The sequence below is a fragment of the Wolbachia endosymbiont of Nasonia vitripennis genome (assembly GCF_048054115.1).
GTDB lineage: Bacteria > Pseudomonadota > Alphaproteobacteria > Rickettsiales > Anaplasmataceae > Wolbachia.
This window is the reverse complement of the sequence record NZ_JAFEVF010000005.1, coordinates 47,844-54,091: the sequence shown is the minus strand read 5'-3', so window position 1 is coordinate 54,091 and position 6,248 is coordinate 47,844. Positions and strand designations below refer to the sequence as shown.

General features: G+C 33.6%; 5 protein-coding genes. 1 reads left to right on the top strand and 4 read right to left on the bottom strand.

The window, feature by feature from the left end:
* Window positions 1-88 precede the first annotated feature (88 nt).
* Window positions 89-856 carry a 23S rRNA (guanosine(2251)-2'-O)-methyltransferase RlmB gene (gene rlmB / locus JR053_RS01655; RefSeq protein ID WP_010404482.1) on the bottom strand — a complete coding sequence of 256 codons (768 nt, stop codon included), beginning with the start codon at window positions 854-856 and terminating at the stop codon, window positions 89-91.
* A 92-nt stretch (window positions 857-948) separates the two neighbouring features.
* On the opposite strand from rlmB, the gene JR053_RS01650 reads away from it, so the two are divergent.
* On the top strand, window positions 949-1,440 hold the full coding sequence (locus JR053_RS01650; protein WP_029237658.1) for a Smr/MutS family protein: 492 nt from the start codon (window positions 949-951) through the stop codon (window positions 1,438-1,440).
* Between the two features lie 11 nt (window positions 1,441-1,451).
* On the opposite strand, the gene uvrC is transcribed toward JR053_RS01650, so the two are convergent.
* The 3 genes from uvrC to JR053_RS01635 are packed head-to-tail and all read right to left on the bottom strand — an operon-like array spanning window position 1,452 to window position 6,204.
* Window positions 1,452-3,269 (bottom strand): excinuclease ABC subunit UvrC, encoded by a 1,818-nt coding sequence (gene uvrC / locus JR053_RS01645; protein WP_010404488.1) that lies wholly within the window; start codon window positions 3,267-3,269, stop codon window positions 1,452-1,454.
* The gene (glyS, locus tag JR053_RS01640) at window positions 3,253-5,361 is read right to left on the bottom strand and encodes a glycine--tRNA ligase subunit beta (RefSeq protein WP_010404492.1); all 2,109 of its coding nucleotides are present in this window, start codon (window positions 5,359-5,361) and stop codon (window positions 3,253-3,255) included. Before glyS ends, uvrC begins: the two co-directional genes overlap by 17 nt.
* A gap of 3 nt (window positions 5,362-5,364) precedes the next feature.
* On the bottom strand, window positions 5,365-6,204 hold the full coding sequence (locus tag JR053_RS01635) for a glycine--tRNA ligase subunit alpha (RefSeq protein ID WP_010404496.1): 840 nt from the start codon (window positions 6,202-6,204) through the stop codon (window positions 5,365-5,367).
* Window positions 6,205-6,248 lie beyond the last annotated feature (44 nt).

Below are 6,248 nucleotides of genomic sequence, written 5' to 3'. Positions count from 1 at the left end.
GTCAGTTAATTCATGCCTGTCAGATCAAGTCTAAACTATTACACATTCCAGTATCACATACTGGAATGACATCCTTGTTTTATTGCAACTAATTTGCAGTGATTTTTGTTTTAATGTAGATGGAATATAGTCCTATTGCTGCTGCGTTTGAAACATTTAGACTGTTAATTACGTTTGACATTGGGATTTTTAAAAGATAATCACAATTTTCTTTAACTAGTCTCCGCATTCCTTTCTCTTCAGAACCAAAAACAATTACTCTTTTTTGCCCAAAATTCTTTATTTCATCTATATTTTCCTTTGCATTGCAATCAAACCCATAACACCAGTAGCCTATCTTTTTTAAAGACTCCATCGTCTTTACTATGTTTGTAACGTATATTAGAGGGACAATATCCAGTGCTCCACTTGCTGCTTTTGCGATAGATGCATTTTCGCTTGGTGAATGGTGATACGGTAAAACCAATGCATCAATGTTGAAACAAGCTGAGGTTCTTAAAATCGAACCTATATTGTGTGTATCAGTAATTTGATCTAAAATGACTATAGTAGAGTTTTCACCTGATCTTTCAGCTATTTCTTCAATATTTAAGCTGTGAAAAATAGGAGTAACTTTTAAAGCAATTCCTTGGTGATTTACACCTTTGGGTAAAACATCATTGAACATTTTGTTCTCTACCAGTCGAGCTTTAATGCCCTTACTATCTGCACATTGTTTAATTTCTTTCTCAAATTCTCTGTAGAAATTTTCTGTTACTAACAGTTCTATACACCGCCTATTTTTGTTTCTTAATGCTGAAATACAAGTGTGCTTTCCATATATCCAACAGTTTTCATTAGCTTTTGATGATTTCATCTCATTATTAAAAATCAGATTTTTATAGAGTAAGCAATATTTTACTGTGTTTATATATTGTTGTAAAATTATGCAGTTCAATTAATGAATTTATGTCAGATGATGAGTTAGATTGGCAAAAAAATGTTAAGCCAATAGAATGTGGAAAAGTTACTTTGAAAGTTGATCACAAAGTAAATATAAAATCTATGATTGATAAAGGTATCTCTGGCTTACAAGAAAATTTTCTTAATACTGATAATGGTGATTCATCATTTTGTCTTGACTACAATACAAAATTAAAGATCGATAGGGGCAAATATTTTATAAGCGATAAACTCGATTTGCATGGCTATAGTATAGATGATGCTTATTGTAAATTGATAGATTTTATTATCAAAAATTATCAAGCAAGGAATAGGTGCTTATTGGTAATTACGGGGCATGGTAATAGTACAGATAAAATAGACACTATAAAGAATAGCTTAAATAAGTGGTTGAATGATACAAAAGTTCGAAATATGATCTTATACTATCAGCAAGCCATAAAAAAACATGGTGGCAAAGGAGCTTTTTATGTCTTATTAAGAAGAAATAAAGGTTAATTTTAGAGTACCTATTTAGGAGTACCTTTCTTAGAATTCACGTGTTGAAGAATGATTTCTGCTAAACCTTTACTAATTCCAGGTACGTTTTGAATTTCAGCTAGAGAAGCTTTGCTTATGTTTTCTACCGAACCAAAATGAGACATGAGTGCCTTCTTTCTTTTACTGCCAACACCAGATATTTTGCTTAATTGTGAAGCAAAAAACTGTTTATCGCGTTTTTTTCTGTGCGAAGTTATTGCAAAACGGTGAGCTTCATTACGCAGCAATTGTAAATAAAGCATGACCTTGCTGTCACTTGCTAGAGTAAATTCTTCTCTGCTCGGCACATAAAATCTTTCATTTCCTGCGTTACGATCATGACCTTTTGCCATACAAGCAAAAGGAACGTTTATATTCAATATCTCCAACACATTCTGCACTATGGAAACATGTCCTGGCCCACCATCTATCAGTAAAAAATCAGGAATGATGTCTTTTATATTGCCAGAGAAACGTCTAGTCAGCACTTCTCTCATCATTTTATAGTCATCACCTGAAATTTCTTCTTTTATAGTAAATTTTTTGTATTCACTTTTTAAAAAACCTTCCTGCCCTGCAACAACCATCACACCAATCTGTTGATTTCCAGATATATGGCTATTGTCATAAACTTCGATACGCTTTGGAATATTTGGTAACAAAAAGATTTTGCTAAGCTCTTCGAGCTTTTCTAGGTTATTTCTATAATCAGTAAGCTTCTGCTCTAGGCTATGCTTAGAATTATTGTAAATAAAATTCAACAAATCACGCTCTTTACTATTTTTCGCATACAAAACTTTTATTGATTTTTGAGTAAGAGCATAAAGTGCTTGTTCTATAATTTCCTTATCCTTAATAAAATCGGGAACGTAAATTTGCGCTGGTGGTGTATTAACTGGATTATACAAATTGACCAAAAAGGTGGATAAAATTTCATCATTTGGATGATCACTACAATTCTCAATGAAGTAAGGAATGCTTCCATAGTTACCTTTATCTCTGAAAGATAGTACACCAATGCATGCTAAGTCTGCCTCACGTACAATGCTGAAGAAATCTGCATCTTCTTCAAAAGAAAAATCCATTGGCTGCATTTGAATTTGCTGAAGAAATTTCAATCGATCTCTATAGACAGCAGCAAGCTCGTAGTTCATTTCCCTACTGCACTTTTCCATTGTAGAAAATAGCTGTCTTTGCACTTCTTTATTCCTTCCTAGCAGAGTATCTTGTGCTTGTTTTACTGATTTGCAGTAATCATCTTTTGTAATTTTATCTACGCATGGTGCTGAACAGCGCTTAACTTGATACTCAAGACATGGTCTTTTTGTTGAAGAGAAATATTGATCTGAACATACTCTTAAGAGAAAAGCTTTTTGCAATGATAATATAGTGTTCTTAACAGCAGCAGCAGATGGAAAAGGGCCGTAGTAATGAAACTCATTCTTCTTAAACTTACCTCTATATTTCGCTATTCTTGGATAATCATGCTTAGAAATTGTTATATAAGGATAAGATTTTCCATCCCTAAGCAAAATATTATAAGATGGTTTTAACGATTTTATTAACTGTGCTTCAAGAAGCAATGCTTCGATTTCATTCTCAGTGATGAATATTTCAACCTTAATAACCTGTGAGATCATTACTCTGATTCGTTCAGAAAGGTTTTCGAATTGAAGGTAGTCGGATAATCTCGACTTCAAGTTTTTTGCTTTACCAATGTATAAAACCTTACTCTTATCTCCAATCATCTTATAAACGCCACAGGATTGTGGAGATGATTTGATTTGTTCCTTATATTGCCTGAGCATTTATCAATTGTTTAACCTGTATAAGGTTAAACTCTGCTACTAAATGAAAGGTAGAAACAACATTTGCAAGCAAAGATAACCTGTTTATTCTAAGCTCATTAGAATCACAGTTAATCTTTACACTGTCCATAAATTGATTGATAAACGGAGCAAAACGAGCAAGTTCATCAAGCGCTGTATTAAAGTCGTTATTTTCTATCGCTTGTTTGATGTTTTTACAAGCAGCTATAGCACAATTTGATAGCGCAATCTCCTCATCTTCAATCAAAAACTTCTTACTGTAAGATGCATTATAAGTAGTGCCATCACTTTTTCTCACTTTGCTCATCATGTTACTGGCTCTTTTATAAGTGCTTAGAACCTGTTCACCTTCTTTTGTACTAAGATAACGATCCAATATCACAGTTTGCTTTTCCGCTTTCAGCAGATCATTAATATCGACTTTATATAGTATTGAATCTACAACATCTTGCCTTATATTTCTATTTTTTAAAATAATCTTGAACCTTTCTAAGCAGAATTTAAATACTAGTTCTAAAATTTGTTTTTCACTTGGCTTATCAACTGGAGTTATATTTTTATTCAATAGAAGCCTTGAACATAAAGATACTGACTTATCTATCAGCAATCTAATTGGAATATGCAAATTATTTTCAAGTATTGTTCTAATTATACCAATTGTCATTCTCCGCAAACCAAACTGATCATACGAACCAGAGATTTTCTCACCTGCTGCAATTAAGCCAACCAAACTATCCATTTTGTCTGCAATAGCTACAGCAATCGCAGTAGGAGATTTAGGGCATTCTTGGTCCGATCCAATTGGCTTATAGTGCTCAGTTATAGCTTCCACTACTTCTTTATCCTCTTGAAAATAAGAAGCGTAGTATCCACTCATTACTCCTTGCAATCCCGGAAATTCTTTCACTATCAACGTTGCAAGATCTGCCTTTGCTAAATATGCAGCACGTTCAACTTTAATTAATGAAGCATGTGGAATAAATATCGCTATATACTTTGAAAGAGCGATAATACGCTTCACTTTTTCTTCTACGCTACCGAGCGAAGCATGAAATGAAATAGAGCTCAATTTTTTGACATAGTAATCTAGGTTTTCCTTCTTGTCTTGAGATATCAAAAACTGGGCATCAGCAAGACGTGCTTCTAATATTCTTTCATGGCCTTTGACAACTTCATTGTTGTTAACATTTACAACAGTAACAAAATGTGATATTTTCTGTCCATCACTTAAAGCAAGATACTTTTGCTGCGTATTAATTATACTAAGTATTACTTTCTTCGGTAATTCTGATGATTTTACTTTACCAAATAATACTATTGGCCACTCTATAAGCCCTGCCAATTCATTAAGTAAATAATCATTTTTTTCAAGTTGTAAGTTCTCCTCTTTTGTAAACTTATTAATCTGATCTAGTATAAATTGCTTTCTTTTGTCCAACTGGAGAATGACATTATTTTTTTCTAACAATTCAAAATAGTCTTTGGGTGTTTTAACAGTAAGTACTACATCACCTGAAAGAAACCTATGACCATACGTCACGTTGCATGCTGTAACCCCTGCAAAAGATATAGGTATTATTTCGTCATTTAAAATACATAGAATATTTTTAATTGGCCTAACCCATCTCTCTTTTCTTTCACTCCATCTCATACTCTTTGGCCAAGAAAAGTTTTTTAGCATTTCCTCCAGTTGATTTTTGAGAAACCCGTTGATGTTAAATAAGCAGCTTTCTCTCTTAATGAAGTAAAAATCTTCATCGTTTACTTTGCGAATGAGTAAATCTTCTTCACCTTTCCGATTTTTTCTCAAAAAACCTTCGATAGCACTTTTCGGTGCATTAACTCTTGGTCCTTTAATCTCATTGTTAGAATCTTTTAGCTCCAAAGCACTTATGCCATCAATAAAAAGAGCAATGCGACGTGCAGTCACATAAACTTCTATAGATGCAAATTTCACATTATTTTTACTAAAAGCATTAGTGATATAGCTCTTAACCTGAGCTGCAGATGAATTCTGCATTCTTGATGGAATTTCTTCTGAAAGACATTCAAACAATAATTGTGACAACATATTCTACTTTGCTCTATATAATTCACAGCATTTTTTTGTTAACTCTCTCACTCTACCAATATAGGCTGTACGTTCATTCACACCAAGCACACCTCTTGCATCAAGTAGATTAAGTAGATGGCTCGTTTTAATACATTGGTCATAAGCTGCTATCGGCAATTCTTTTTCAACAAGGAATTTACACAGTTTTTCTGTATCCTCAAACTGCTGTTGTACTACTTTAGTATCATAATAATCAAGTGCCAGGTAAGAAAACTCTCGCTCTCTTTGTTTAAAAATATCTCCATAAGTTGCACCGCTACCGTTCCACATTATGTCGTAAACATTATCTACACCCTGTATGCACATTGCTAAACGCTCTAACCCATATGCTACTTCACCAGGAATTATTCTGCAGTCAATACCTCCCACTTGCTGTATATAAGTAAGTTGTGTTACTTCCATTCCGTTGCATGTAACCTCCCAACCAAGACCGGATGCACCAACACTTGGGTTTTCCCAATCATCTTCAATAAACTTAATATCATATTCTTTTGTCGATGCACCAAGAGCTTTTAAGCTATTTAAGTAAATATCTTGCAAATTGCTGCCAGATGGTTTTATTATAACTTGGTATTGATGATGCTGATATAAACGATTAGGGTTGTCGCCATAGCGTCCGTCTGCAGGTCTGATTACTGGTTGTAGATACGCAATTTTTGTTGATTTTTCGTCAATCGCTGACATGATTGTTGCGGGATGTAGTGTTCCAGCTCCAACTTCAGACGTATATGGATGAAGTATAGTACACCCTTCATCTGCCCAAAAATCTTGTAATCCCTTTATTATATCCTGTAGATTCACGCAAACTGTATATCTTTTAAACTGAATACATAAGCAAATAAGTA